This window comes from Serinicoccus sp. JS2-9 (assembly GCF_059025165.1).
In genome coordinates this window covers 3,202,136-3,226,171 of the sequence record NZ_CM180091.1, presented here as the reverse complement: position 1 = coordinate 3,226,171, position 24,036 = coordinate 3,202,136, and the positions used below count along the sequence as shown (strand labels likewise).

The 24,036-nt window shown below is 71.9% G+C and carries 21 protein-coding genes; 16 read left to right on the top strand and 5 right to left on the bottom strand.

Annotation, left to right across the window (positions count from 1 at the left end; all coding sequences use genetic code 11):
* Positions 1-22: 22 nt before the first annotated feature.
* Both AC5PYY_RS15610 and AC5PYY_RS15605 read left to right on the top strand, forming a co-directional pair.
* The gene (locus AC5PYY_RS15610; RefSeq protein ID WP_493897698.1) at positions 23-1,351 is read left to right on the top strand and encodes a TrkH family potassium uptake protein; all 1,329 of its coding nucleotides are present in this window, start codon (positions 23-25) and stop codon (positions 1,349-1,351) included.
* 37 nt (positions 1,352-1,388) lie between these two features.
* On the top strand, positions 1,389-2,057 hold the full coding sequence (locus AC5PYY_RS15605) for a potassium channel family protein (RefSeq protein ID WP_493897697.1): 669 nt from the start codon (positions 1,389-1,391) through the stop codon (positions 2,055-2,057).
* A gap of 6 nt (positions 2,058-2,063) precedes the next feature.
* Here the strand turns inward: AC5PYY_RS15605 and AC5PYY_RS15600 are convergent, their stop codons facing one another.
* Positions 2,064-3,305: a THUMP-like domain-containing protein gene (locus tag AC5PYY_RS15600; protein WP_493897696.1), complete on the bottom strand. Its 1,242-nt coding sequence runs from the start codon at positions 3,303-3,305 to the stop codon at positions 2,064-2,066.
* 32 nt (positions 3,306-3,337) lie between these two features.
* On the opposite strand from AC5PYY_RS15600, the gene AC5PYY_RS15595 reads away from it, so the two are divergent.
* The 3 genes from AC5PYY_RS15595 (at position 3,338) to groL (ending at position 7,098) form a co-directional block, all read left to right on the top strand.
* A complete protein-coding gene (locus AC5PYY_RS15595; RefSeq protein WP_493897695.1) occupies positions 3,338-4,603 on the top strand; it encodes a phospholipase D-like domain-containing protein in 1,266 nt (421 codons plus the stop codon).
* A gap of 456 nt (positions 4,604-5,059) precedes the next feature.
* Entirely contained in the window at positions 5,060-5,353 is a 294-nt protein-coding gene (gene groES / locus AC5PYY_RS15590; RefSeq protein ID WP_493897694.1) for a co-chaperone GroES, read from the top strand.
* A 140-nt stretch (positions 5,354-5,493) separates the two neighbouring features.
* A complete protein-coding gene (groL, locus tag AC5PYY_RS15585; RefSeq protein ID WP_493897693.1) occupies positions 5,494-7,098 on the top strand; it encodes a chaperonin GroEL in 1,605 nt (534 codons plus the stop codon).
* A gap of 112 nt (positions 7,099-7,210) precedes the next feature.
* Here groL and AC5PYY_RS15580 read toward each other — a convergent pair whose 3' ends face one another.
* Positions 7,211-7,513 carry a WhiB family transcriptional regulator gene (locus AC5PYY_RS15580; RefSeq protein ID WP_493897692.1) on the bottom strand — a complete coding sequence of 101 codons (303 nt, stop codon included), beginning with the start codon at positions 7,511-7,513 and terminating at the stop codon, positions 7,211-7,213.
* A 192-nt stretch (positions 7,514-7,705) separates the two neighbouring features.
* Between AC5PYY_RS15580 and guaB the strand changes: the two genes are divergently transcribed.
* The 8 genes from guaB to AC5PYY_RS15540 all read left to right on the top strand — a co-directional run bounded on the left by guaB (position 7,706) and on the right by AC5PYY_RS15540 (position 16,802).
* On the top strand, positions 7,706-9,220 hold the full coding sequence (gene guaB / locus AC5PYY_RS15575) for an IMP dehydrogenase (RefSeq protein ID WP_493897691.1): 1,515 nt from the start codon (positions 7,706-7,708) through the stop codon (positions 9,218-9,220).
* A 128-nt stretch (positions 9,221-9,348) separates the two neighbouring features.
* Positions 9,349-10,470: a GuaB3 family IMP dehydrogenase-related protein gene (locus AC5PYY_RS15570; RefSeq protein ID WP_493897690.1), complete on the top strand. Its 1,122-nt coding sequence runs from the start codon at positions 9,349-9,351 to the stop codon at positions 10,468-10,470.
* The gene (locus AC5PYY_RS15565) at positions 10,457-11,884 is read left to right on the top strand and encodes a YncE family protein (RefSeq protein WP_493897689.1); all 1,428 of its coding nucleotides are present in this window, start codon (positions 10,457-10,459) and stop codon (positions 11,882-11,884) included. The genes AC5PYY_RS15570 and AC5PYY_RS15565 overlap by 14 nt, the downstream gene beginning before the upstream one ends.
* Positions 11,885-11,934: 50 nt before the next feature.
* A complete protein-coding gene (locus tag AC5PYY_RS15560) occupies positions 11,935-12,741 on the top strand; it encodes an SURF1 family protein (RefSeq protein WP_493897688.1) in 807 nt (268 codons plus the stop codon).
* Complete coding sequence (locus tag AC5PYY_RS15555) at positions 12,738-13,082, top strand: DUF3817 domain-containing protein (protein WP_493897687.1); 345 nt, start codon at positions 12,738-12,740, stop codon at positions 13,080-13,082. Before AC5PYY_RS15560 ends, AC5PYY_RS15555 begins: the two co-directional genes overlap by 4 nt.
* Positions 13,079-14,683, top strand: a complete 1,605-nt coding sequence (gene guaA / locus AC5PYY_RS15550; protein WP_493897686.1) for a glutamine-hydrolyzing GMP synthase — start codon at positions 13,079-13,081, stop codon at positions 14,681-14,683. The genes AC5PYY_RS15555 and guaA overlap by 4 nt, the downstream gene beginning before the upstream one ends.
* A complete protein-coding gene (locus AC5PYY_RS15545) occupies positions 14,680-16,005 on the top strand; it encodes a MurT ligase domain-containing protein (RefSeq protein ID WP_493897685.1) in 1,326 nt (441 codons plus the stop codon). Before guaA ends, AC5PYY_RS15545 begins: the two co-directional genes overlap by 4 nt.
* Positions 16,002-16,802, top strand: a complete 801-nt coding sequence (locus tag AC5PYY_RS15540; RefSeq protein WP_493897684.1) for a type 1 glutamine amidotransferase — start codon at positions 16,002-16,004, stop codon at positions 16,800-16,802. Before AC5PYY_RS15545 ends, AC5PYY_RS15540 begins: the two co-directional genes overlap by 4 nt.
* Here AC5PYY_RS15540 and AC5PYY_RS15535 read toward each other — a convergent pair.
* From AC5PYY_RS15535 to AC5PYY_RS15525, 3 genes are read right to left on the bottom strand one after another with little or no spacing between them, the layout of a single operon-like run.
* Complete coding sequence (locus AC5PYY_RS15535; RefSeq protein WP_493897683.1) at positions 16,799-17,893, bottom strand: lysylphosphatidylglycerol synthase transmembrane domain-containing protein; 1,095 nt, start codon at positions 17,891-17,893, stop codon at positions 16,799-16,801. The genes AC5PYY_RS15540 and AC5PYY_RS15535 overlap by 4 nt on opposite strands.
* 10 nt (positions 17,894-17,903) lie before the next feature.
* Positions 17,904-18,386 carry a hypothetical protein gene (locus tag AC5PYY_RS15530; protein ID WP_493897682.1) on the bottom strand — a complete coding sequence of 161 codons (483 nt, stop codon included), beginning with the start codon at positions 18,384-18,386 and terminating at the stop codon, positions 17,904-17,906.
* The gene (locus AC5PYY_RS15525; protein WP_493897681.1) at positions 18,383-18,820 is read right to left on the bottom strand and encodes a hypothetical protein; all 438 of its coding nucleotides are present in this window, start codon (positions 18,818-18,820) and stop codon (positions 18,383-18,385) included. Before AC5PYY_RS15525 ends, AC5PYY_RS15530 begins: the two co-directional genes overlap by 4 nt.
* A 73-nt stretch (positions 18,821-18,893) precedes the next feature.
* Between AC5PYY_RS15525 and pcrA the strand changes: the two genes are divergently transcribed.
* From pcrA to sucD, 3 genes are all read left to right on the top strand, one after another.
* Positions 18,894-21,509 carry a DNA helicase PcrA gene (pcrA, locus tag AC5PYY_RS15520; protein ID WP_493897680.1) on the top strand — a complete coding sequence of 872 codons (2,616 nt, stop codon included), beginning with the start codon at positions 18,894-18,896 and terminating at the stop codon, positions 21,507-21,509.
* Positions 21,510-21,919: 410 nt separating this feature from the next.
* A complete protein-coding gene (sucC, locus tag AC5PYY_RS15515) occupies positions 21,920-23,101 on the top strand; it encodes an ADP-forming succinate--CoA ligase subunit beta (protein WP_493897679.1) in 1,182 nt (393 codons plus the stop codon).
* A 37-nt stretch (positions 23,102-23,138) separates the two neighbouring features.
* Positions 23,139-24,029: a succinate--CoA ligase subunit alpha gene (gene sucD / locus AC5PYY_RS15510; protein WP_493897678.1), complete on the top strand. Its 891-nt coding sequence runs from the start codon at positions 23,139-23,141 to the stop codon at positions 24,027-24,029.
* The last annotated feature ends 7 nt before the right edge of the window (positions 24,030-24,036 follow it).

Below are 24,036 nucleotides of genomic sequence, written 5' to 3'. Positions count from 1 at the left end.
GGCAGGCGCACCATAGGTCTTCGTGCGCGTCTTCTGGGCCCACCCGGCCCGCATGGTGACCCTGGGCTTCGTCCTGGTCGTGCTCGTGGGCACCACGTTGCTCAGCCTCCCCGTCTCCCGCGCTCCCGGAGTCGGTCCGGACCTCATGGCAGCCGCCTTCACGACCGTCTCCGCCACCTGCGTGACCGGGCTCGTCACGGTCGACACGGCGAGCTTCTGGTCACCCTTCGGTCAGGTCGTCATCCTCGTGCTCATCCAGATCGGCGGGTTCGGCGTGATGACCCTGGCCACGCTCATCGCGCTCACCGTCCGAGGACGCCTCGGTCTGCGCACCTCGCTGGCCGCCCAGGCAGACACGCACTCGCGGTCGCTGGGTGACGTGCGACGGATCGTCGTCCGCATGCTCCAGGTCGTGCTGACCGTCGAGGGCGTGGTCTGGCTGGCGCTCGCGGTGCGCTTCCGGATCGGCTACGGCTACGACTGGGGCACGGCCCTGTGGCACGGGGCCTTCCACTCCGTGTCGGCCTTCAACAACGCCGGCTTCGCGCTCTACAGCGACAGCGTCGTCGGCTTCGTCTCGGACCTGTGGATCATCGGGCCGTTGTGCGTCGGGCTGGTCGTGGGCGGCCTGGGCTTCCCGGTGGTCCGGGAGCTCGCGCGTCGCCGTCGGCCGCGCACCTGGAGCGTCCACACCCGGCTGACGGTCTGGGGATCGCTCGCGCTGACGCTGCTCGGGGTGGCGGCGTTCTGGGTGTTCGAGGCGCGCCCGGAGGGCACGCTGTCCGGGCTGGGGCCCTGGGGGCAGGCCGTCGGCGCCCTCGGAGGCGGGGTCTTTCCCCGCACCGCCGGCTTCAACGGCGTGGACTACGCGGGGGTGACGGATGAGACCGAGGCCATCACCATGGTGCTCATGTTCATCGGCGGCGGCAGCGCGGGCACGGCCGGCGGCATCAAGGTGACGACCTTCCTCATCCTCGCCGCGGTGATCTGGTCGGAGGTACGCGGTGAGCCGGACGTGGTCATCGGGCGTCGCCGGATCGGCACCTCGGTGCAGCGGCAGGCGCTCTCCGTGGCGCTGCTCGCCGTGGGCCTGGTCATCGTCGCGACGATCGTCATGATGATCCTCACCGACCTGCCCTCTCTGGACCTGGCCTTCGAGGTGGTCTCGGCGTTCGCGACCGTCGGCCTGTCCACCGGCATCACCGCCCAGCTGCCCCCGGCGGCGCAGGGCGTGCTGATGCTGCTCATGTTTCTCGGCAGGCTCGGGCCGATCACGGTGGCGGCGGCCCTTGCCCTCAACACCCGCCGTCGCCACTACCGACTCCCGGAGGAGCGCCCCATTGTTGGCTAGGAAGAGACCCAGGCCCCGCCCGGAGGGCCGGGGCACGGTGCCGACCGTCCTCGTCGTCGGACTGGGCCGCTTCGGCACCGCCGTCTGCGAGTCGCTGGTGCGGCAGGGGGTGGAGGTCCTCGCGATCGACACCGACGAGCGCCGGGTGCAGCGGTATGCCGACGAGCTCACGCATACCGTGGTCGCCGACGCCACCGACGGGGAGGCGATGCGCCAGCTCGGCGTCGGTGACGTCGACCGCGCCGTCGTGGCGATCGGGTCCGACATCGAGTCCAGCGTGCTCAGCGTCATCACGCTCAGCGAGGCCGGCGTGGAGCGGATCTATGCGAAGGCGATCACGCGCAAGCACGGCAAGATCCTGGCGAGCATCGGCGCGACGCAGGTCATCTACCCGGAGTACGTCATGGGCCAGCGGGTGGCGCACATGGTGACCGACGAGGTGGCCGACTACCTGGAGTTCGAGGACGAGTTCGCCATCGCCCGGTGCACGGCGCCGGTCGAGACGTGGGAGCGCACCCTCGCCGACTCGGCGGTCCGGACTCGGCACACCATCACGGTCGTGGGTGTGAAGCGGCCCGGAGAGCCGTTCACGTATGCCGTGCCCGAGACGGTCGTCGAGCAGGGGGATGAACTGGTGGTCTCCGGTCGCATCTCGGACGTCGAGCGCTTCGTCGCGCTGCCGAGGGGGCGCGCCGCCCGGGCCTGACCCGGGTCAGCCGGGCTCGACGACGAGCGCGCGCGGCGTGCCCGCCACGGTCGTCAGGACCAGCGTCGCCATGCCTCCGCGGGGCCGGCGCGGCAGCCGCAGCTCGCGCCGGAAGGCCTCCGGATCGGTCGGCACGCCACGCTTCTTCAGCGTCACCTGCTCGACGCCACGCTCCCGGAGCCAGCCGCGCACCGCGCGGGCGTGGAGGGGGAGGACCTCCTGCACGGCATACCAGCGCGCGAACGGGAGGTCGACGCGCGCCGGGGCGCTGACGTAGCCGGAACCGGCGCTGATCTCGGCCCCGGAGACCCGATCGGCGAGAGCGCCGACGAGGTCACCGGCGAGGAGCGCGCCGTCGGGCTCGGCCAGCCACGGTCCGAGACCGGAGGCGTCCTGCAGCGGGGGAGGCTCCACCTCCGGTGGACCCACCTCGTGCCAGGTTGCGCCGTCCGGGCAGGTGCGCCCGACGACGGCGAGACGGTGCCGGCGCTCGCCGGTTCCGGGCAGGCCCCACCAGAGGGTGCACTCGAGCACGTCGCCGTCCAGCGACACCCACTCCGCGAGCGTGCCCGGAGGGATCTCGCGCCGGGGGAAGCCGGGCGCCAGCTTTGCGGCGGTCACGCGGGCCCGCGCGGCGACCTGCTGCACCAGCTCCCACGAGGGCGAGAGGTCCTGGAGCCGGAAGCGTCGCCGGGTGCGACCACCGGCGTCAGCCACGCCCGGAGTCCGGCGCGCCGGGTCGAGGAAGGCTCCGTCCAGCCGGGCACGCAGCATGTGGTCGGCCTCCCCGCCGACCACGCGCGCCGACGGGTGCGCGGCGAGGTTGGCCCGGGCCGCCTCGGCGACGACCGGGTCCCGCTCCACCGCGGTCACCTCCAACCCCGCGTCGGCGAGCGCCAGCGCGTCCAGTCCCAGCCCGCAGCCGAGGTCGGTGACCTGGCGCACCCCGGCGGCGACGAAACGCGCCGCGCGGCGCCGGGAGACCCCGGGCCGCGTGGCCTGCTCCAGGCCGTCCTGGGTCAGCAGCAGCTCGTCGGCCAGCGGCCCGAGGCGGGCCCGGGCGCGGGCCCGCAGCCGGGACTGGGTGAGGGCGGCCGCCACCAGATCCAGGTCGTGCCCCTCCTCGCGCAACCGCGTGGTCAGCGCCAGCGTCCGGCTCTCGTCGTAGTCCGGCAGCCCGCGCAGCAGCTCCGCGCCGGGACCGACCCGAAGGCGGGCCAGCAGATCGGCGGCTGGGTCGGTGCGCATGCCGCCATTGTCGCCGGGGTTAGATTGACGCCATGCCTCGCCTCTTCTCCCGCAAGGTCCACCGGCTCCTGCGGCGCGGTCGACGGTATGCCGTGGCCGCGGCAGGTGCAGCCGTGGCGGGCCAGCTCACGCTGGCGGCCGGGATCACCGCGGCCGACGCGCTGCGCAAGCGGCGGGACCACGTCGACCGCGACGCCCCCGTCGCCGACCCGATGAGCACGAGCGTCGACGGCTCGGAGGTGACGACCTACACCTACGGCGAGTACCTCTACGCCGACATGCTCAGCGCCATCGACGCCGCGGAGGACTACGTCTACCTCGCGTCCTACATCTGGAAGGGCGACGAGGTCGGGCAAGCCTTCAAGGACGCGGTGGTGCGGGCTGCCGAGCGGGGGGTGCTGGTCTGCCTCGTCTTCGACGGCTTCGCCAACTTGGTGGTGCCGCGAGAGTTCTACGACTTCCCCGAGGGGGTGCACCTGCTGCGCTTCCCGGTCCTGCGCACCAGCCTGCCGATCATCGACATCCGCGCCACCGGCCGTGACCATCGCAAGATCCTCGTGGTCGACGGCACCGTCGGCTTCGTCGGCGGCTACAACATCGGGTCGCTGTATGCCACGAGCTGGCGGGACACCCACGTCCGGGTGGTCGGGCGCAGCGTGTGGGAGCTGCAGAACGCCTTCGTCGACTTCTGGAACCGGCACCGGGGCAAGCACCGTCCGGCGCTGCCGGACAGTGGCACGACCGACTGGCAGGTCAGCATCCAGGCGATGCGCAACGAGCCCAGCCGGGTCGTCTACCCCGTCCGTGCGCTCTACCTCGAGGCGATCGACCGCGCGGTGCACCGGATCTGGATCACCCAGGGTTACTTCATACCGGACCGGGAGATCCTGCACGGGCTGCTCACCGCAGCGGCACGCGGGGTGGACGTCCGCGTGGTCATGCCGGAGCGCTCCAACCACGTCCTCGCGGACGTGGTGGCGCAGTCCTACTACGAGAAGCTGCTCGAGGGCGGGGTGCGGCTCTTCCTCTACCACGACGTCATGGTGCACGCGAAGACGATGACCGTGGACGGGCGGTGGGCGACGATCGGCACCGCCAACATCGACCGGCTGTCGCTGCAGGGCAACTACGAGATCAACCTCGAGGTCGTCGACGAGCAGCAGGCGGAGCACATGGAGCAGATCTTCCGCACCGATCTCGAGCACTGCCACGAGCTGACCCTGGAGGATTGGCAGACGCGCGGCGCGCACAAGCGGCTGGTGGAGCGCATCCTCCAGCCTCTGCAGGTCATGCTCTAGGCCGCGCACGGCGCGGCCGGTCCGTGCAGAACATGCGTCCGGTGCGGGCCGAAGGGGCGGAGCCCCCCGACGGTGCGGGTGGTCGCCTCGGCCGGAGGCCGGTGGGGGGTGGTTGGGGGGCGGAGCCCCCCGACGGTGCGGGTGGTCGCCTCGGCCGGAGGCCGGTGGGGGGTAATTGGGGGGCGGAGCCCCCCGACGGTGCGGGTGGTCGCCTCGGCCGGAGGCCGGTGGGGGGTGGTTGGGGGGCGGAGCCCCCCGACGGTGTTGGCACTCGGCTTGACCGAGTGCTAAGTGCGTGCCTAGATTCGACCTAGCACTCTCGGCACGCAAGTGCCAGCCGCGAGCGCCGACCGATCCCCGCGACGGCGGTGGGCGTCCGCGGAGGGAGTGGGTACCACGCACCAACGACCACCCCGGCCGGCGTCCCGCCGGTCGACCCACGAAGGGAAGGTAACCGTGTCGGTTTCCATCAAGCCGCTCGAGGACCGCATCGTCGTCAAGGCCGTCGAGGCCGAGCAGACCACCGCCTCCGGTCTGGTCATCCCGGACACCGCCAAGGAGAAGCCCCAGGAGGGCGAGGTCCTGGCGGTCGGCCCGGGCCGGATCGACGACAGCGGCAACCGCGTCCCCATGGACGTCTCCGTCGGCGACAAGGTCATCTACAGCAAGTACGGCGGCACCGAGGTGAAGTACTCGGGCGAGGAGTACCTCATCCTCTCGGCCCGCGACGTGCTGGCGATCGTCGGCTGACGCACCTGCATCACCCCGTCGGCCGAGCCGACGGGACCCAGGCTCGCCCCGGCCGCCACTCCCGGCGACCGGGGCGCGCCCGCGCGGCGACCGCCTGACCCGCGCTCACGACATACCTGTTTGAAAGGAGCTGACCGCCTGTGGCGAAGCAGCTGGAGTTCAACGACAGCGCCCGCAAGGCGCTGGAGCGGGGCGTGGACGCCCTCGCGAACGCCGTCAAGGTGACGCTGGGCCCGAAGGGCCGCAACGTCGTCCTCGACAAGAAGTGGGGCGCCCCCACGATCACCAACGACGGCGTGACCATCGCGCGTGAGGTCGAGCTAGAGGACCCCTACGAGAACCTCGGGGCCCAGCTGGCCAAGGAGGTCGCGACCAAGACCAACGACATCGCCGGTGACGGCACCACCACCGCGACGGTCCTGGCCCAGGCCATGGTCAAGGAGGGTCTGCGCAACGTCGCCGCGGGCGCCGCCCCGTCGGGGCTCAAGCGCGGCATCGACCAGGCCGTCTCGGCCATCAACGACCGGCTCCTCGAGACCGCTCGCGAGCTCGAGGGCCGCGACGAGATCGCTCAGGTGGCCGCGCTGTCGGCGCAGGACACCACCATCGGCGAGCTCATCGCCGACGCCTTCGACAAGGTCGGCAAGGACGGCGTCATCACGGTCGAGGAGTCCTCCACGACCGCGATGGAGCTGGAGTTCACCGAGGGTATGCAGTTCGACAAGGGCTACCTCTCGCCGTACTTCGTCACCGACCAGGACCGGATGGAGGCCGTCCTCGAGGACGCCTACGTCCTGCTCGTGCAGGGCAAGATCTCCAAGGTCTCCGACCTGCTGCCGATCCTGGAGAAGGTCGTCGGCCAGAGCAAGCCGCTGCTCATCATCGCCGAGGACGTCGAGGCCGAGGCGCTGTCGACCCTCGTGGTCAACAAGATCCGTGGCGCCTTCAACGCGGTCGCCGTCAAGGCCCCCGGCTTCGGGGACCGGCGCAAGGCGATGCTGCAGGACATGGCGATCCTCACCGGCGGCCAGGTCGTCGCCGAGGAGGTCGGCCTGTCGCTGGAGTCGGTCGGCCTCGAGGTGCTCGGCCAGGCCCGGCGCGTCGTGTCCACGAAGGACACCACCACCCTCGTCGAGGGCACGGGTGAGGCCCAGGCCGTGAGCGACCGCGTGGCCCAGCTCCAGGCGGAGGCGGCCGCGACCGACTCCGACTGGGACCGCGAGAAGCTGCAGGAGCGGATCGCCAAGCTGGCCGGCGGCGTGTGCGTCATCAAGGTCGGCGCCCACACCGAGGTCGAGCTCAAGGAGAAGAAGCACCGCATCGAGGACGCCGTCTCCGCCACGCGCGCCGCGATCGAGGAGGGCATCGTCGCCGGTGGCGGCTCGGCCCTCGTCCACGCGGCTCCCGCCGCGGAGGAGCTGGGTCTGTCGGGCGACGAGGCCGTCGGTGCCGCGATCGTCCGCAAGGCCGCGGTCGAGCCACTGCGCTGGATCGCGGAGAACGCCGGGCTCCAGGGCTACGTCGCCACGACCAAGGTCGGTGAGCTCGCGTCGGGCCAGGGCCTGAACGCCAGCACCGGCGAGTACGGCGACCTCTTCGCGGCCGGCGTCATCGACCCGGTCAAGGTCACCCGCTCGGCGCTGCGCAACGCCGCCTCGATCGCCTCCATGGTGCTCACGACCGACACCCTGGTCGTCGAGAAGCCGGAGGACGAGGACGAGTCGGGTCACGGGCACAGCCACTGAGGCAGCCCCGCCCACGACGAGGCCCCGGCAGGATCTCCTGCCGGGGCCTCGTCATCCGTGGGACGGAGGGATGAAGGTCGCTGTCGTCGCGGCTGCTCGCTGCGGACGGCGGTCAGCGGGTCGGGTGGCGCCGGGCGGCGTCGACCGCGTCGTAGTGCGCGGCGCGCTCCTCCTCGGTCATCCCGCCCCAGACGCCGTAGGGTTCGCGGACGGCGAGGGCATGGGTGCGGCACTGCTCCAGCACCGGGCAGCTGGCGCAGACCTGCTTGGCGCGCTCGTCACGGCGGCGACGGGCCGGGCCACGCTCGCCCTCGGGATGGAAGAAGACCTCGGGGCTGGTGGTGCGGCAGGCGCCGGCGAACTGCCACTCCCACAGATCTGCCACGGGGCCCGGCTGCTGGGCGGTCTCGGCCACGGTCGGGTGCTCCTCTCAGGGGGCGGGGACTCGTCGCCGTCCTGAGTACCCCCTACGGGCCCTGGGTCAGGAACGAACTGAGTGTGACGCGTGTCTCGTCTGCGTCACAGACTACTTTGTGCCACACCTCAGCGGGAAGGGGTGGGGGGACCGAGGGCCGGCAGAGGGGGCCGGGACGCCTAGAATCGAGACATGACCCGCGGCGACTCCTTCGGCCTTCCCGACGACTTCGCCCGGATGGGGCTGACCTACGACGACGTCCTGCTGCTGCCGGGGGAGACGGACCTCACGCCGGACGAGATCGACACCCGGAGCCGCCTGACCCGGGAGATCTCATTGCGCCTCCCGCTGGTGTCCGCCGCCATGGACACGGTGACCGAGGCCAGGATGGCGATCGCGATGGCGCGCCAGGGGGGCATCGGCATCCTGCACCGCAACCTCTCGATCGAGGACCAGGCCTACCAGGTCGACCTCGTCAAGCGCACCCAGACCGGCCGCATCACCAACCCGGTCACGATCGGCCCGGACGCGACGCTCGAGGAGCTGGACCACCTCTGCGGCCAGTACCGCGTCTCGGGGCTCCCCGTCGTCGACCCCGAGCGCCGGCTCCTCGGCATCTGCACCAACAGGGACCTGCGGTTCACTCCCGTGGCGGAGTGGGACCGCACCTACGTCCGTGACGTCATGACGCCGATGCCGCTGGTCACCGCGAAGGCGGACGTCAGCCGCGAGGAGGCGAACTCCATCCTGCGGGCGCACAAGCGCGAGCGGCTGCCGCTCGTCGACGACGAGGGCCGTCTCGAGGGCCTCATCACCGTCAAGGACTTCGTCAAGAGCGAGCAGTTCCCGGACGCGTCCAAGGACGGCCACGGCCGCCTCCTCGTGGGAGCCGCGATCGGCTACTTCGGCGACTCGTGGGAGCGGGCGACGACGCTCGTCGACGCCGGGGTCGACGTCCTCGTCGCCGACACCGCGCACGGTCACGTCCGCATGCTCATCGAGATGGTGCAGCGGCTCAAGACCGACCCGGCCACGCGGCACGTGCAGGTCGTCGGAGGCAACATCGCCACCGGCGCCGGCGCCCGGGCCTTCGTCGAGGCCGGGGCGGACGCGGTCAAGGTCGGGGTCGGCCCCGGCGCCATCTGCACCACCCGGGTCGTGACGGGCGTGGGCGTGCCGCAGCTCTCCGCCGTCCACGCGGCGGCCGAGGTGGCGCGGCAGGCCGACGTGCCCGTCATCGCCGACGGTGGGATGAAGTACTCCGGCGACATCGCCAAAGCGCTCGTCGCGGGTGCCGAGTCGGTCATGATGGGCTCGATGCTCGCCGGGTGCGAGGAGAGCCCGGGGGAGCTCATCTTCGTCAACGGCAAGCAGTTCAAGAGCTATCGGGGTATGGGGTCGCTCGGCGCGATGAGCAGCCGGGGCAAGCGGTCCTTCTCCAAGGACCGCTACTTCCAGGCCGAGGTCGCCAGCGACGACCAGCTGGTGCCCGAAGGCGTCGAGGGCAAGGTGGCCTACCGCGGTGCCGCGAGCGCGGTCGTGCACCAGATGGCGGGCGGCCTGCGGCAGGCGATGTTCTACGTCGGCGCGCGCACGGTGCCCGAGCTGCAGGCGCAGGGTCGCTTCGTCCGGATCACCCAGGCCAGCCTGCAGGAGTCGCACCCGCACGACATCGAGATGACGGCCCAGGCTCCCAACTACGGCTGACCGTTGACGCTGACCGTCGATGTCGACCACGGGAATCGTCGCCATGGCGACGATTCCCGTGGTCGAATTCGGGGGAGGGGCCGGGATGTCCGGCCGGGACGGGCCGTGGCGGCAGGTAGCCTGACCCGGTGAGCGAGATCGAGATCGGACGCGGAAAACGGGGCCGCCGGGCCTACTCCTTCGACGACGTCGCGGTCGTCCCTTCCCGGCGGACGCGCGACCCCGAGGACGTGTCGCTGGCCTGGCAGATCGACGCCTACCACTTCGACCTCCCCGTCATCGGGGCGCCGATGGACTCGGTCGTCTCGCCCGAGACCGCGATCGCCCTCGGCCGGCTGGGGGGCCTCGGCGTGCTCGACCTCGAGGGGCTCTGGACCCGCTACGAGGACCCCACCGACGCGCTGGCCCAGATCGCCGGGCTGGCCGGTGAGGAGGCCACCGCGCGGATGCGGGAGCTCTACGCCGCCCCGATCCGGGCCGAGCTGATCACCCAGCGGCTCCGCCAGATCCGGGACGCCGGCGTGACCGTGGCCGGGGCCCTGTCGCCCCAGCGGACGCAGCAGTTCTGGAAGGCCGTGGTCGACGCGGGCGTGGACCTCTTCGTCATCCGGGGCACCACGGTCTCCGCCGAGCACGTCTCGAGCCGGCAGGAGCCGCTCAACCTCAAGCGCTTCATCTACGAGCTGGACGTCCCGGTCATCGTCGGCGGGGCTGGCACCTATACCGCGGCCCTGCACCTGATGCGCACCGGTGCCGCCGGTGTCCTCGTGGGCTTCGGCGGGGGGTCGACGCACCGCACCCGGACCTCGCTGGGCATTCACACCCCCTCGGCCACGGCGATCGCCGACGTGGCCGCTGCGCGGCGCGACTACCTCGACGAGTCCGGCGGCCGCTACGTGCATGTCATCGCCGACGGCGGCACCAGCGTCTCCGGCGAGCTCGTCAAGGCGGTCGCCTGCGGTGCCGACGCAGTGGTGCTGGGGGCCGCCCTCGCGCGCGCCGAGGAGGCGCCGGGCCGCGGTTTCCACTGGGGCAGCGAGGCGCACCACGCCGAGCTCCCGCGTGGCACCAAGGTTCAGGTGGGCACGGTGGGTACCTTGGAAGAGGTGCTGCTGGGTCCGGGGCGCACGGCCGACGGCACCACGAACATGATGGGTGCGCTCCGTCGCGCGATGGCGACGACCGGATACACGGATCTCAAGGAGTTCCAGCGCGTGGACGTGGTGGTGGCACCGTATGGCGAACGATGATCTGCACAACCCTCGCTCCGGAGCGGACGGGGATCGGGGGCGGCACCGCCCGGGAGCGGGGGCGCTGACGGAGATGCGCGTCAGCCACGACCCGGTGCACGTGCGTCGCCGACGGCTGGTCCTCGGGGCCTTGCTCGTCTTCCTCCTCGTCGGGGGATGGGGCCTCAGTCAGGTGCTGGGGGGAAGAGACTCGGGCACCACCGCCGACCTGGCGCAGGCCGAGGCGGAGCAGGACGGGACCGAGGGCGCCGCGGACGGTTCAGCGGAGGACGGCGCGGACGGTGACGGGGCCGAGGACGCCGCACCGGAAGAGGAGTCTGCCGAGGCCGAGACCTCCGCCGAGGAGCCGGAGGAGCCCGAGATCTGGCAGCAGGAGCCGACCGCCGCCGAGCTCCCCAGCGACACCACGGCGATGGAGCAGGTCGACTACCTCACCGGTGGCCTCACGCCCAAATCGGTCATGGCCTCCGGGCACGGCCTGATGATCGCCAACAACATGATGTACAGCCACACCTCGACCGTCTTCGACTCCACCACCCGGGAGCAGATCGAGGTGCTCGACGACGAGCTGGACCTGTCCGAGTTCGGCATCGAGGGGCATCCGGGGATCTCCGAGGGTTCGCCCGTGGAGGCGGTCTGGACCTCCGACGGCCGCTACGCCTACGTGTCGCAGTACACGATGTACGGCGAGAACTTCGGCATCGAGGGCTTCGACGCCTGCACGGCCGACAGCGGCGTCGGCGACTCCATGGTCTACCGCTTCGACGCCGAGGAGATGGCTTGGGACCAGGTGATCCAGGTCGGGGCGGTCCCGAAGTACCTCGCCATCAGCCCGGACCAGAAGACGCTGCTGGTGAGCAACTGGTGCGACGCCACGCTCTCCGTGGTGGACACGGAGGAGGCGCAGGAGGTCGACACGATCCAGCTCAGCGCCTCACCACGCGGGGTCGTCGTCATGCCCGACAACACCACCGCCTACGCCGTCGCGATGTATGCCGAGGAGCTCTACAAGGTCGACATCGCCGCCCGCACCAGCGAGGTCGTGATGAACACCGCGCTGCGGCCGCGGCACCTCAACCTGGCGGACGAGGGCAGGACGCTCTACCTCACGACCAGCGCGGGCAACACCATCTTCAAGATCGACACCGAGACCGACGAGATCGTCGACCAGGTCTCGCCCGGGCTCGAGCCGCGCAGCGTCGCGATGTCCCCGGACGAGAAGGCGATCTACGTCGTCAACTACAACGAGGCGACCGTCGCCAAGATCCGGACCTCGGACATGGAGGTCATCGACACGGTCAACGTGGACGCCAACCCCATCGGCATCGACTACGACCCGGTCACCCACACCGTCTGGGTGGCCTGCTACGGCGGCTCCATCTACGTCTTCGACGACCAGAGCACGCCGCTCTGAGGCCGGACGCACCCACCGGACCACCCAGGAAGACCACCTACCCTGGAGCGGTGATCCGCACCGCCCTCAAGCCGGCCTGGCTGGCCCTGCTGGCCGTGCTCGTCGTCGTGGTGGTCGCGTTCTACCAGCTCGGGATGTGGCAGCTCGGGGTGAGCTCCAACGCCGCCTCCCGGGAGCTCGCCCAGACCCAGGCGGCCCGGCCCACCGAGCCGCTCGGGGAGGTCACCGCGCCGCACGAGGAGTTCCCCGCCGACGGGGCGGGCCTGTCGGTCCGGGCGACGGGGCGGTATGCCGCAGACCTGCAGTTCCTCGTCCCGGACCGGTTGCTCGAGGGGACGGAGGGCTACTGGGTCGTGACCCCGCTGCACACCGCTGCCTCCGGGGAGGGGGCGCTGCTCGCGGTCGTGCGCGGGTTCGTCACCGATCCCGTGCAGGCCGACACCCCGACCGGCGACGACGTCACGGTCACCGGCACGCTGGCCCCGGGGGAGTCGCCGGGGCCGTCCGGTCTCCCGGCCGGGCAGCGCGGGTCGATCGACACCGCCGACCTGGCCAACGACTGGGACGAGCCGATCTACAACGCCTTCATGTTTCTCGTGGAGGAGGAGCCGACGCTGACCGCCGCAGCGGTGCGGCCGGTGCCGCCGCCGGTCTTCGGCGAGAGCGGCATCGTCTGGCGCAACCTGGGCTACGGCCTGCAGTGGTTCGTCTTCGCCGGGTTCGCGATCTACATGTACTACCGGTTCCTGCGCGACGCCACGCGCCGCGAGGAGCAGGAGCCGGACCCCACCGCCCGACCCGCCCCCGCGGGCGAGACCCGAGACACCGCATACCTGCAGAAGGAGCCCCGTCCATGACCCCCCGCGCCAAGCTCGCCTTCTTCCGCGTGATGGCCTTCGTCGTCGGCCTCGGTCTGCTGCTGCTCGTGGCGCACATGGTGCTGCGCTACGGCTTCGACAACCACCTGCTGGCCTGGTGGCCCTCCCCGCACGGCTGGGTCTACATGGTCTACCTCGTGGCCACGGCACTGCTGGGTTTCGAGCTGCGCTGGGGCCTGGGGAAGATGGTCGGCGTCATGCTCGCCGGGTGCGTCCCCTTCCTGTCGTTCTGGGTGGAGCACCGGGTCGCGCGCGACGCCCTGACCCAGATCGAGGGCATGGAGGGCCAGGGGTCGACCGCCGGTAGGGTTGCCGCGTGACCTCGGCACCCTCTCTCGACGCGCGTCCGGTGCTCGTCGTCGACTTCGGCGCGCAGTATGCCCAGCTCATCGCCCGGCGGGTCCGTGAGGCCGACTGCTACAGCGAGATCGTGCCGCACACCATGCCGGCCGCCGAGATGCTCGCCAAGGACCCGGCCGCGATCATCCTCTCCGGGGGACCGGCGTCGGTGTATGCCGACGGCGCACCCGGTCTGGAGGAGGCCGTGGTCACGGCCGGGGTGCCGGTGCTGGGTATCTGCTACGGCTTCCAGGCGATGGCCCGCGCACTCGGCGGCACGGTGGAGCGGACCGGCAGCCGGGAGTACGGCCAGACCGACGCGACCGTCGCGGGGCCGCCCTCGACGCTCTTCGCGGGTCAGCCGGAGCAGCAGGTGGTGTGGATGAGTCACGGTGACGCCGTGACCGAGGCACCGTCGGGCTGCGCGGTGACCGCCCGCACACCGGGAGCGCCCGTCGCCGCTTTCGAGGACGACGAGCGACGGCTCTACGGCGTCCAGTGGCACCCGGAGGTGCTGCACTCCGCGCACGGCCAGGAGGTGCTGGTCAACTTCCTCGTCCAGGGTGCGGGGCTGACCCCGAGCTGGACCAGCAGCTCCATCGCCGACCAGCTCGTGGAGCAGGCGCGGGAGCAGATCGGGTCCGACCGCGTCATCTGCGGTCTCTCCGGCGGGGTCGACTCCTCGGTCGCCGCGGCTCTCGTGCAGCGCGCCGTCGGCGATCAGCTCACCTGTGTCTTCGTCGACCACGGGCTGCTGCGTGAGGGTGAGGCCGAGCAGGTCGAGACCGACTTCGTCGACGCCACCGGGGTCGACCTGGTCGTCGTGGACGCGCGCGAGCGGTTCCTCGGAGCCCTGGCCGGGGTGGCCGACCCGGAGGAGAAGCGCAAGATCATCGGTCGCGAGTTCATCCGGGTCTTCGAGCAGGCGGCGCGCGACATCGTCCGAGCCCACGACCCGGGCGCCGGGGAGGACGGTGACGGAGACCACCCGGTGCGCTGGCTGGTGCAGGGCACGCTCTACCCCGACGTCGTCGAGTCCGGCGGGGGCACGGGCGCGGCCAACATCAAGAGCCACCACAACGTGGGTGGCCTGCCCGAGGACCTGCAGTTCCAGCTCGTCGAGCCGCTGCGCACCCTCTTCAAGGACGAGGTGCGCCAGGTCGGCCTCGAGCTGGGCGTGCCGGAGGGCATCGTGTGGCGCCAGCCCTTCCCGGGCCCGGGCCTGGGCATCCGGATCATCGGCGAGGTGACCGGCGAGCGGCTGGCCATCCTGCGCCGGGCCGACGCCATCGCCCGTGAGGAGCTCACCTCCGCCGGTCTGGACCGCGACATCTGGCAGTGTCCGGTCGTCCTGCTGGCCGACGTCCGCTCGGTGGGTGTCCAGGGCGACGGTCGCACCTACGGCCACCCGGTCGTGCTGCGGCCGGTCTCCTCCGAGGACGCCATGACCGCCGACTGGACCCGGCTGCCCTACGACGTGCTCGCCCGGATCTCCTCCCGGATCACCAACGAGGTGGAAGAGGTCAACCGCGTGGCGCTCGACGTCACCAGCAAGCCGCCGGGGACGATCGAATGGGAGTGAGGACCACCCTCGCCCTGGCCGCTGGCAAGGCGGCGCGCACGACCTCCCGCCTGCGCGGCGGCGGCTCGGCGCTGCCCGGGCTCGTCGCCGAGCGGATCGATCCGGCCGTGCTGCGGCATACCCTCGGGTCGCTGCCGCGCGGGGTGGTCGTGGTGAGCGGCACCAACGGCAAGACCACCACGACCAAGATGGTCGTGGCGCTGCTGCGCGCCCACGGGCTGCGGGTCTTCACCAACCCGACCGGGTCGAACTTCACCCGCGGCGTGATCTCCTCGCTGCTGGGTGAGGTGGGGCTCTCCGGCCGGCTGGAGGCGGACGTCGCCGTCGTGGAGCTCGACGAGGCGCACGCCCTGCACTTCGCCGCGCAGGTGCCGCCGACGCACGCGCTGCTGCTCAACGTCGCCCGCGACCAGCTCGACCGCTTCGCCGAGATCGACCACACCGCGCGACTGCTCACCACCCTGGCCGAGCAGACCACCGACGGGGTCGTCCTCAACGCCGACGACTCCTTCATCTCCCGGATCCGCAGCCACGTAGGCGAGGGCGTGGCGGTCGGCTGGTTCGGGGTCGACCCCAGCATCGCCGACCGGCTGCCCGAGCTGCAGGAGGCGGACGTCCGCGCCGAGGACGGGCCGGCGCCGGCGCTGGACACCGCGGAGCGGGCCGCCGCAGCGCTGTTGCTCCCGGCCGAGGACGGGCGGGCCTTCACGGTCCGCTTCCCGGGCGCGGGCGGGGAGGGAGACGTCGGGCCGGTGACGCTGCGCCAGCGGGGGTTGGCCGCGATGATCAACGCCACCGCCGCGACCGCGATGGCGCATCATCTGCTGGGCACCGGCTTCCGCGTCGACGCGGCGGCGCGCGCCCTGGAGCGGGTCGCGCCTCCCTTCGGCCGGGGCGAGGTCATCGACGCCGGCGGCACCCCGCTCGAGCTCGTCCTGGTCAAGAACCCGGCCGGCTTCACCGTCGCGCTCGGCACCTACGGCGCCGAGCCGGTCGCGACGATGGTCGCCATCAACGACAACTACGCCGACGGTCGGGACGTCTCCTGGCTGTATGACGTGTCCTTCGAGTCGCTGCGCGAGCGGGGGGTGGCGCTGACGTCGGGCGTACGCGGCTACGACATGGCGCTGCGGCTGCGCTACGACGGGGTCGAGGTCGCCGCCGTCGAGCCGGACCTCGATGCCGCGCTCGACCGCTTCCTGGCAGAGCACCAGGGCGAGCCGATGCGCATCTTCTGCACCTACACCGCCATGATGCACCTGCGACGGCGGCTGGCCGACCAGTTCGGGCTGGCCCGCTTCGGAGAGGACCCCGACGCATGAGCGAGGAGACCGGGCGACCCGAGACCACGGTGGCGCTGCCCGACGACGTCGCCGCCATGGCCGACGTCCCCCCCGACAAGGGCGAGGTCCACGTCGTCCATCTGTACCCCCGCGAGATGAGCATCTACGGCGACCTGGGCAACACCCGCTGCCTGGCGGCCCGGCTGCGCTGGCACGGCTACCGCCCGGTCGTCCACGACCACCACCCGGGAGCGCCGTGGCCGGAGCGGGCCGACATCCTCCTGGGCGGAGGCGGTCAGGACAGCGGTCAGGTGCGGGTCACCGAGGACCTCGCGGCCCACGCCGACCGGCTGCGCGAGCTCGCCGCGGACGGACTGCCGATGCTCATGATCTGTGGGATGTACCAGCTCTTCGGGCAGGCCTTCATCACCGTGGAGGGGCAGCGGCTCCCGGGTCTGGGCATCCTCGACGTCACCACCCGCGGCAACGCCGAGCGGATGATCGGCCCGGTGGTCCTGGAGACCGGCTTCGGGTCCGTGGTGGGCTATGAGAACCACTCCGGGTCCACCGAGCTGGGCGAAGGGCAGCAGCCGTTCGGGCGGGTGCGGCACGGGATCGGCAACAACGGCACCGACGGGCACGAGGGCGCGCGGACCGGCAACGTCGTCGCGTCCTACCTGCACGGGCCGATCCTGCCGGCCAACCCGGCGCTCGCCGACGGCCTGCTGGAGATCGCCGCGACCCGCGCGACGGGGGAGTGGGCCCCCGGAGAGATCGACGACAGCATCGCCCGCGAGGCCCACGACGCTCAGGTGCGCAGGCTGCTCGGCTCCTAAGCCTGCGTCCGGAGCGCCGTCCCGCCGGGTCCGAACCACCAGGAGGCCAGCGCGAGGACGCCGACGGGCACGACCAGCAGGTGCGCGTAGATCGCGTAGAGCAGGGCCGTCGCCGACGCCGCACCGGCGTCCCCGCCGAGCAGGACGAGCAGGCCGGCAGTGCCGACCTCGGTGATGCCCAGGCCCCCGGGAGTCACGGCGAAGACCGTGAGCAGCTGCCGGAAGGTGTAGGCGCACAGGAGCGCGGCCAGGGAGACCTCGAGGCCGACGACGCGCGCCGCGAGCCAGTAGAGCCCGAAGAGAAGGGCGAACATGCCGACCATGCCCAGCGTCATCCGGAGGCCTCCGGAGCGGACCACCGACTCGATCCGGCGTCGCTGGTCGGTGATGACGTGGTCGATGCCACGGCCCTGGCGCACCGTGGCGCTGAAGGGGGCCAGGACCGCGTGCAGGACGCGGGAGACCCCTGCGGCCACTCGGTCGGAGAAGATCATGACCGAGGACACGACGATGAGCGCGGCCCCGACGAGTCCGGCGACCCAGGCCCCACGCACCACCACCTGGGGGGCGTCGACCGGGCCGGCGACGAAGACGAGGCAGCCGATGACGGGCAGGGCGATCCGGGCCAGGACGTTCCACAGGCCGGTGACCAGGAGCGAGCTCGAGATCTCCCGCTTCCGGAAATCCCAGGTGCGGAACATGAGGAAGGTCAGCGCGAGGCCGAGCGCGCCGCCGAGGGGCAGCACGTTGGCGACGAGGGAGGAGACGGCGTTGGCCTTGAGCGCCTGCAGGTGGCGCAGCCCGGGCAGCGAGCCGATGAGCACCCAGGTGTAGCAGAGCAGCCCTCCGAGCAGCAGCCCGGCCATCGCCAGGGCGGTGCCGGGCCGGACCCGGGCCAGCTGGGTGCCGATCTCGGCCCAGCTCGTGCCGAGGAAGTGCGGCAGGCCGAAGGCGATGAGCACGACCACGAGCACGAGGCCGAGGACGGAGCTGAGCGCGTCGCGCCAGGTGAGCCGGCGCAGCGCCGGGGTCGCGGGGCCAGTGCCGTCGCCGTCGTCGAGGGTGTGGGGCAGGTCTCGCACGTCGCTCACCGCCGCCACCTCACGTCGTCGTCCCCTCGTCCCTCCCCATGATGGCAGCCGGACCACGGTCGGGGCCGGGACCCGCCACGCCCGCGCGCGCCCCGCGCGGCGACAGGAGCCACCAGAGACCGACGATCGGAAGGACGAGCGGGATGAAGAGGTAGCCCTGCCCGAAGTGGCTCCAGACCGTGGCGTCGGGGAACATCTCCGGCGCGAGGTAGCTCCAGGCGCCGACGACGAGCACTCCCGCGAGCTCCACCGACAGGGCCACCAGGCTCACCCACCAGGCGCGGCGCCCGCGCAGGGCGAGCGAGACCAGGGCGACGACGTAGACGGCGGCGGCGAACGCGGACAGGGAGTAGGCCAGCGGTGCCTCGTCGAAGCGAGTCGAGATCTGCGCCGCGGAGCGGGAGACGGTGCCGATGACGAACACGAGGTAGAGCGCCAGGATGACCCGGCCCGGCCCGTGCCGACGGTCACCGGCGTGCGCGGTGGGGCTCACGCGGGGACCATCCCCACGCCATACCAGATCTGCGCGGAGCGCGCGCCCATGACGGCGACGACGAAGGCGGCCACCGCGAGCACGAACGTGCTCCAGCGGGTGCGCTCCTGCTGCGCCCAGATGAGCGCGAGCGCGGGGAGCAGCAGGATCGTCACGAGGTAGGCCCACAGCTCCCAGGTCGGGCCGACCGGGCTGGCGCCGCCGACCTGGCGACCGAGGTAGCTCGCGACGTAGGCGACGACGCCGGCCTGGAGCAGCATCGTGACCCCGACGGTGACCCGGCCCGGCGGTCGGCCGTTGAGGCCCGCGACGAGGCACAGCAGCGCGATCGCCATCCCGCCGAGCAGCAGGACCAGGGTCGGGGGGTCCAGGTAGGCCGAGCTCGGGGAGGTCGCCGCGCCGCCGGCGGCGACGGGCAGGAGGGCGGGGGTCACCCCACCAGGGTAGGCGCCGGGCTGTGGACGACCGGACGGGGCACGTCGGTGCCGCTGCCTAGGATGGGTCGCGATGAGCGGCCTCTTCGACCACCTCCCCTTCGACGCGCCCGTGCCCTCCCTGAGCTCGGGTGCGGCCAGCGGCCACGCCGACCCTGCGCGCGCGGCGGACGCGGTCGACGAGCGGGGTGTGCCCGCCTGGGCGGTGGCGGGGGAGGACCCGGGTGAGTCGGGGACCGGCCCGGGCCAGGGCCACGGTGGTGCTGCGGACACCTCCGGGGGCGCGCGTCGCGGACCTGCGGGACCCTCGGTGGCCGAGCTGCTGGCCGGGCTCAACGAGCCGCAGCGCGAGGCGGTCACCCACGAGGGCAGCCCGTTGCTCATCGTCGCCGGGGCCGGCTCGGGCAAGACGCGCGTGCTCACCCACCGGATCGCCTACCTGCTCGCCGAGCGGCACGTGCACCCCGGACAGATCCTGGCGATCACCTTCACCAACAAGGCCGCCGCGGAGATGCGTGAGCGGGTCGGTGCGCTGGTCGGGCCGAGGGCCAAGGCGATGTGGGTCTCGACCTTCCACTCGGCCTGCGTCCGCATCCTGCGACGCGAGGCGACCACCGCGGGGCTGAAGAGCTCGTTCTCCATCTACGACGCCGCCGACAGCCAGCGCCTCATGGGCCTGGTCATCCGCGACCTCGATCTGGACCCCAAGCGCTATCCCGCCCGCGCCTTCCTCGCCAAGGTGTCGAACGCCAAGAACGAGCTCATCGACGAGGAGGCCTTCGCGGCGGCCGTCGGGTCGAACAGCTACGAGCAGAAGGTGTCGGACGCCTACACGATGTACCAGCGCCGGCTGCGGGCGGCCAACGCGCTGGACTTCGACGACATCATCTCCACCACCGTGCACCTGTTGCGCGCCTTCCCGGCCGTGCGCGAGCACTACCGGCGCCGGTTCCGGCACGTCATGGTGGATGAATACCAGGACACCAACCACGCGCAGTACGCCCTCGTGCGCGAGCTGGTCGGCGTGTGGGGCGACATCGTCGACGGCGGGACCCGCGAGCTGCCGCCGGCCGAGTTGTGCGTCGTCGGCGACGCCGACCAGTCGATCTACGCCTTCCGCGGCGCCACGATCCGCAACATCGTGGAGTTCGAGGAGGACTACCCGCAGGCCCGGACCATCCTGCTGGAGCAGAACTACCGCTCGACGGCGACCATCCTGCAGGCCGCCAACGCCGTCATCGCGCGCAACCCGAAGCGTCGGGAGAAGCGGCTGTGGACCGACGAGGGGGCGGGGCAGGCGATCGTGGGCTACGTCGCCGACAGCGAGCACGACGAGGCGTCGTTCGTCGCGCGGCGGATCGACGAGCTCGCCGACGAGCGGGGCGTCCGTCCCGGCGACGTCGCCGTCTTCTACCGCACCAACGCCCAGTCGCGGGCGCTGGAGGAGGTGCTGGTCCGGACCGGGCTGCCCTACAAGGTCGTCGGGGGCACGCGCTTCTACGAGCGCCGGGAGATCAAGGACGCCCTGGCCTACCTGCGCGTCATCGCCAACCCGGCCGACGACGTCAACCTGCGGCGCATCCTCAACACCCCCAAGCGCGGCATCGGCGACCGGGCCGTCGCGGCGGTGGGCGCGCTCGCCGAGCGGGAGCGGATCGCCTTCGTGGCCGCGCTCGGACGCGCCGGCGACGCCCCCGGGATCGCCTCGCGCTCGGTCGCGGCGATCGAGGGTTTCACCGCGCTCCTGGAAGGGCTGGGCGACCTCGCCGGGCAGGAGGGCACCGGTATCGGCGACCTGCTCGAGGCCATCCTGGAGCGCACCGGCTACCTCGCCGAGCTGCGGGCCAGCCACGACCCGCAGGACGAGACCCGGGTGGAAAACCTCCAGGAGCTGGTCACGGTGGCCCGGGAGTTCGACGACAACTACCCCGAGGGTGGGCTGGTCGACTTCCTCGAGCAGGTCTCCCTCGTCGCGGACGCCGACGAGATCCCCGAGGGGGAGCAGGGCCCGGGCACGGGGGAGGAGCAGGGTGTCGTCACGCTGATGACACTGCATACCGCCAAGGGGTTGGAGTTCCCCGTCGTCTTCCTCACCGGCCTCGAGGACGGCACCTTCCCGCACCAGCGCAGCCTGGACGACCCGAGCGAGCTGGAGGAGGAACGCCGGCTGGCCTATGTCGGCATCACCCGGGCGCGCGAGCAGCTGCACCTGTCGCGGGCCGGGAGCCGCGCGTCCTTCGGGGCCCCGCAGTGGTTCCCGGCCTCCCGCTTCCTCGACGAGATCCCCGAGGACCTCGTGACCTGGGAGCGCACGGACTCCGACCGGATGAGCATGACGGGACGGCGCTCCGCGTCCGAGGGTCTGGGGCTGGGCTGGTCCGGCGGGTATGCCGGTGGTCGCGGCGGTGCGGGTGGCTACGGCTCCGGGGGTGGGGCCAGCGGTGGCGGTCGTCCCGCGGCGGTCCGGCTGGACCCGCGGGGGAGCGCGGCCAAGCGGGCGCGCAGCGACGCCGAGGAGGCCGAGCTCGCGGGCTTGTCAGCCGGCGACAAGGTCAGCCACGACAGCTTCGGTATGGGCACCGTGGTCCGTGTCGAGGGCACCGGCAAGCACACCATGGCCCACGTCGACTTCGGTGAGGCCGGGGTCAAGCGGCTCCTGGTCCGGGTCGCGCCCCTGGTCAAGCTCTGAGCTCACTCGACCGGCCAGTCCCGCCTGGGCAGCCCCACACTTCCTGGGAAGCCCCACGGGTGCCTGGCCGCTCCACGTCTCGCGGGGAGCCCCACGGTTGCCGGCCGGCCCCACGTTCCCTGGCAAGCCCCACCGATGCAGCAGTGGGGATACCCGCCAACCGCGGGGCCGGCGAGTGAGCGTGGGGCCGGAGGGCCTTGCCCACCACGGGACCGCCAGGAAACGGAGGGCCACGACGACGGGGCCTGGTCGCGCCGCGGTCATCGGGGCTGGCGTCGTGGGAGCGGACGGGACCCGCTGCGATAGTGTGCGGCGCAGGGCCACCGACGGCTCCGGGAGGGATCCCGGCGACTCGGCGGGCGGCATACCGGAGCAGTGCAGACGACCACCGACAGACGGGAAGCGACACCGTGGATCTGTTCGAATACCAGGCACGTGACCTCTTCGAGAAGCACGACGTGCCCGTGCTGGCGGCCGAGGTCGTCACCGAGGCGTCCGACGCGGGGCCTGCGGCCGAGCGCATCGGCGCGCAGAGCGGCGGTGTCGTGGTCGTCAAGGCCCAGGTCAAGGTCGGCGGACGGGGCAAGGCTGGTGGAGTCAAGCTCGCCAAGAGCCCGCAGGAGGCGGAGGACGCCGCCGGACAGATCCTCGGCATGGACATCAAGGGCCACACCGTCGGCGCGGTCATGATCGCGCAGGGCGCCAAGATCGCCGAGGAGTACTACTTCTCGCTGCTGCTGGACCGCGCCAACCGCTCGCTGCTGGCCATGTGCAGCAAGGAGGGCGGGATGGACATCGAGACCCTCGCGGAGGAGCGCCCCGAGGCGCTGGCGCGGGTCGCGGTGGACGCCAACACCGGCATCGACGACGCGAAGGCCCGGGAGATCCTGGAGCAGGCCGGCTTCGACAGCGGCGACGTGGACGCGATCGCCCCGGTGCTGGTGCGGCTGTGGGACGTCTACAAGAACGAGGACGCCACGCTCGTCGAGGTCAACCCACTGGTCACGACCGAGGACGGCCAGGTGCTGGCGCTCGATGGCAAGGTCACCCTCGACGGCAACGCCGACTTCCGGCACGAGGACCACGGCTCCCTCGAGGACGCCGCCTCCGCCGACCCGCTGGAGGCCAAGGCCAAGGGGCTGGGCCTCAACTACGTCAAGCTCGACGGCAACGTCGGCATCATCGGCAACGGCGCCGGGCTGGTCATGTCGACGCTCGACGTCGTCGCCTACGCCGGCGAGGACCACACCGGTGGCAAGGCCAAGCCGGCGAACTTCCTCGACATCGGCGGCGGCGCGTCCGCCGAGGTGATGAGCAACGGACTCGACGTCATCCTCGGCGACGAGCAGGTGAAGTCGGTCTTCGTCAACGTCTTCGGCGGCATCACCGCCTGCGACGCGGTTGCCAACGGCATCGTCAAGGCCCTGGAGATCCTCGGCGACGACGCCACCAAGCCGCTCGTCGTCCGCCTCGACGGCAACAACGTCGAGGAGGGCCGCGCCATCCTCGCCAAGGCCGCCCACCCGCTGGTCACCATCGAGGAGACCATGGACGGCGCCGCCCGCAAGGCCGCCGAGCTCGCCGCCAACTGACCCGCACGACCTCCCGAGAGAGAAGTAGAAGACCACTATGGCGATCTTTCTGAACCACGACTCCAAGGTCATCGTGCAGGGCATGACCGGCTCCGAGGGTATGAAGCACACCCAGCGGATGCTGCGCTCCGGCACCGCCGTCGTCGGCGGGGTGAACCCGCGCAAGGCCGGGCAGACCGTCGACTTCGAGGACGGCGTGCAGGTGCCGGTCTTCGGCTCCGTCGCCGAGGCCATGGAGGCCACGGGGGCCAACGTCTCCGTGCTCTTCGTGCCCCCGGCCTTCACCAAGGCGGCCGTCGTCGAGGCGGTCGACGCCGGGATGCCGCTGGCCGTCGTCATCACCGAGGGCGTGCCGGTGCAGGACACCGCGGAGTTCTTCGCCTACGCGCAGGACAAGGGCGGCACCCGCATCATCGGTCCCAACTGCCCGGGCCTCATCAGCCCGGAGCAGTCCAACGCCGGCATCATCCCGGCCGACATCACCGGGCCGGGTCGGATCGGCCTGGTGTCGAAGTCGGGCACGCTGACCTACCAGATGATGTACGAACTGCGCGAGATCGGCTTCACCACCGCGGTCGGCATCGGCGGTGACCCCGTCATCGGCACGACGCACATCGACTGCCTGCAGGCCTTCGAGGACGACCCCGACACCGAGGCGATCGTCATGATCGGCGAGATCGGCGGTGACGCCGAGGAGCGGGCCGCGGCCTACATCAAGGAGCACATCACCAAGCCGGTCGTCGGCTACGTCGCCGGCTTCACCGCGCCCGAGGGCAAGACGATGGGGCACGCCGGCGCCATCGTCTCGGGCTCCAGCGGCACCGCCGAGGCCAAGAAGGAGGCCCTCGAGGCTGCCGGAGTCAAGGTCGGCAAGACGCCCACCGAGACCGCCGAGCTCATGAAGGAGATCGTCGCCGGCCTCGGCTGAGCAGACT

What these genes read in the sequence shown, in the direction of transcription:
- pcrA (WP_493897680.1), top strand. Translation starts at nt 18,894, where the DNA reads ATGAGCGGCCTCTTCGACCACCTCCCCTTCGACGCGCCCGTGCCCTCC.
- AC5PYY_RS15555 (WP_493897687.1), top strand. Translation starts at nt 12,738, where the DNA reads ATGACCCCCCGCGCCAAGCTCGCCTTCTTCCGCGTGATGGCCTTCGTC.
- AC5PYY_RS15565 (WP_493897689.1), top strand. Translation starts at nt 10,457, where the DNA reads ATGGCGAACGATGATCTGCACAACCCTCGCTCCGGAGCGGACGGGGAT.
- AC5PYY_RS15540 (WP_493897684.1), top strand. Translation starts at nt 16,002, where the DNA reads ATGAGCGAGGAGACCGGGCGACCCGAGACCACGGTGGCGCTGCCCGAC.
- sucD (WP_493897678.1), top strand. Translation starts at nt 23,139, where the DNA reads ATGGCGATCTTTCTGAACCACGACTCCAAGGTCATCGTGCAGGGCATG.
- AC5PYY_RS15595 (WP_493897695.1), top strand. Translation starts at nt 3,338, where the DNA reads ATGCCTCGCCTCTTCTCCCGCAAGGTCCACCGGCTCCTGCGGCGCGGT.
- guaB (WP_493897691.1), top strand. Translation starts at nt 7,706, where the DNA reads ATGACCCGCGGCGACTCCTTCGGCCTTCCCGACGACTTCGCCCGGATG.
- AC5PYY_RS15600 (WP_493897696.1), bottom strand. Translation starts at nt 3,305, where the DNA reads ATGCGCACCGACCCAGCCGCCGATCTGCTGGCCCGCCTTCGGGTCGGT.